The 2,136-nt window shown below is 72.1% G+C and carries 2 protein-coding genes; both read right to left on the reverse strand.

Annotation, left to right across the window (positions count from 1 at the left end; all coding sequences use genetic code 11):
- The coding region (locus DBR34_RS22230; RefSeq protein WP_258223702.1) for an ankyrin repeat domain-containing protein at nucleotides 1-1,670 on the reverse strand (1,670 nt) is incomplete at its 3' end.
- Nucleotides 1,663-1,929, reverse strand: a complete 267-nt coding sequence (locus DBR34_RS06045; protein ID WP_128096105.1) for a YcgL domain-containing protein — start codon at nucleotides 1,927-1,929, stop codon at nucleotides 1,663-1,665. The genes DBR34_RS06045 and DBR34_RS22230, both read right to left, overlap by 8 nt.
- Nucleotides 1,930-2,136: the final 207 nt, after the last annotated feature.

Genomic DNA, 2,136 nt, shown 5'->3' on the forward strand with positions numbered 1-2,136 from the left:
ATGGTCCAGCGGCCGGCGCTGGCGGCGATGTCGACGGCGCGGCGGCCCTGCGGATCGGGCACGTCGGCGGCGATGCCCAGTTCCAGCAGGCGGCGCACCAGTAGCGGCGACACGCTGTCGGCCATGCAGGCCAGCAGTACCGCGTTGCGCCCTTCCAGGTCGACCGCGTTGAGGTCGGGCTTGTGCGGCAGCAGGTGTTCGATCACGGCGGCACGGCCACCGCGGGCGGCTTCCAGCCAGGGCGTGCGTGACAGGGCGTCGCGCGATTCCAGATTGGCACCGGCGGCCAGCAGGACGTCGATGATGTCGACATGGCCGGCCAGGGCGGCTTCGTGCAGGGCGCTGCGGCGCTGGCGGTCGCGCGCGTCGGCGCGGGCCTTGTGCTTGAGCAGCAGCTGCACGCCGGCCGGATCGTCTTCTTCGGTACCGGCGGCGGCCAGCAGGACCGGGGTGCCATCGGCCGGCTCGGTCTTGGCCCCGCGTTCGAGCAGGAACCGCGCCAGGCGCCAGTTGCCGACCTGGCAGGCCACGGCCAGCGGCGACCAGCTGTCGTTGTTGAGCGCATCCACTTCGGCGGCGGCATCGCGCAGCAGTGCGGCCACGCCCGGGTCGGAACTGCGGGCAGCATGATGCAACGGGGTGTTGCCGTCGCTGTCGACGGCGCGCGAGTCGGCGCCGTTGGCCAGCAGGGTCATGACGGCTTCGGGACGGCCGTGCCAGCTGTCGCGGGTGGCGGCCAGCAACGGGGTCATGCCCCGGTAGGGGGCATTGATGTCGACGCCGCGCGCGATCAGTTCGCGCAGCAGGCGCAGGTCGGGCAGCACGGCAGCGAGCACCGGCAGGTTGCGCTGGTCGCGCCAGGCCGGATCGGGCAGGCCGTGCGGGTCGGCACCGGCGGCGAGCAGCTGCAGGGCGCGGTCGACGCGGCCGCTGCGCGCGGCATCGTACAGGGCCGGCAGGTGTTCGTGCGTGCCCAGCGGCTCCAGCGGCTGGGGTTCGGCGGCGTGCGCGGCGAAGGCGCTGGCCGCGTCGTTGTCGAGGTCGGCCGGGCCACGCGCGGCCAGGGGGGCGGCGGGGGTGATGGCCTGCAGCAGCAGGTGCGCCAGCGGTGAGAGGACGACGATGGCGAGGGTGAGCGGCCAGCGCAGCGCATCGGAGACCAAGCCCGGCCAGGCGGGCAGCACCACCAGGGCGCAGACCACGACGACGAGGGCGGCGACGGCCAGGCCACGCCAGGCGCTCAGGTCACGGCCGGACAGGGCCTGCCAGTGGTCGGTGAGGCTGCCATCGGTGCGTTCGATTTCATTCCACAGCGGCCAGGTGCGCCAGACGCCGAGGAGGGCGGCGCTGACGGCGACGCTAAGGCCGAGGACGGCGGCGAGGCTGCCACTGTCATGCAGGGCGCCGAGCGGCCAGGCGACCAGTGCGGCCAGCAGGACGGGCCCGGCGACCCAGGGGGCCAGCAGTGCGGGCAGTTCCTGGCGCAGGAGCTGGGCCGGCGGGTGCACGGGGCGGGTGCGGCGCCACCAGGAGACGCCGAGGGCGAACGCGGGCTGTGCGAGGGCGACACCGAGCGCTGCCGGTACGCCGCCGAGTGCGGCGACGAGGGCCAGGAGGACGCCGGCGGCCAGCGCGATGGCGGTGGCGCGGCTGCGCAGGGCGTCAGTCATCGCGGCGCGGTACGCGCACGGGGGCGACCAGCGGCGGAGGCATCTGCAGGTGGAAGCCGCGTTCGGCGAGGTTGGCGCGCACTTGCGCGGCGTCGGCCAGGGCGAGGCGACGGTCGGGGGTCAGGGCGACTTCAAGGACGAATGCGAACGGCGCCAGGCTGGCCTTCAACGCGTCGGGTACGGCGTTGAAGTCATCACGGACGGCGAGGTAGACGTAAGTGTCCTGCTTGCGTTGGCTTTTGTAGACGTAGGCTTGCATTGCCCGCGGGGCTTGGCCCTGGCAGTAGATACGATGATTGTGGAGTAAAGCAGGCAAGGGGGAAAGCCGGGAGCAGACTTAACTGACGGTTTGACGGCGCGCGGCAGATTCAGGTTCATCAATGTCGCGGGGTTGTTCAGGTGGGTTTGGCCGGTTTTTTTTGAAGCCAGAGCCAAAGCTGGATCAAAAGCGGCACCGCTTTTCGTG

The organism is Stenotrophomonas sp. HMWF003, assembly GCF_003061285.1.
In the GTDB taxonomy this organism is placed as follows: domain Bacteria; phylum Pseudomonadota; class Gammaproteobacteria; order Xanthomonadales; family Xanthomonadaceae; genus Stenotrophomonas; species Stenotrophomonas maltophilia_AP.

Excerpts from the sequence above, each read along its gene's own strand:
- DBR34_RS06045 (WP_128096105.1), bottom strand. The coding sequence starts at position 1,929 with ATGCAAGCCTACGTCTACAAAAGCCAACGCAAGCAGGACACTTACGTC.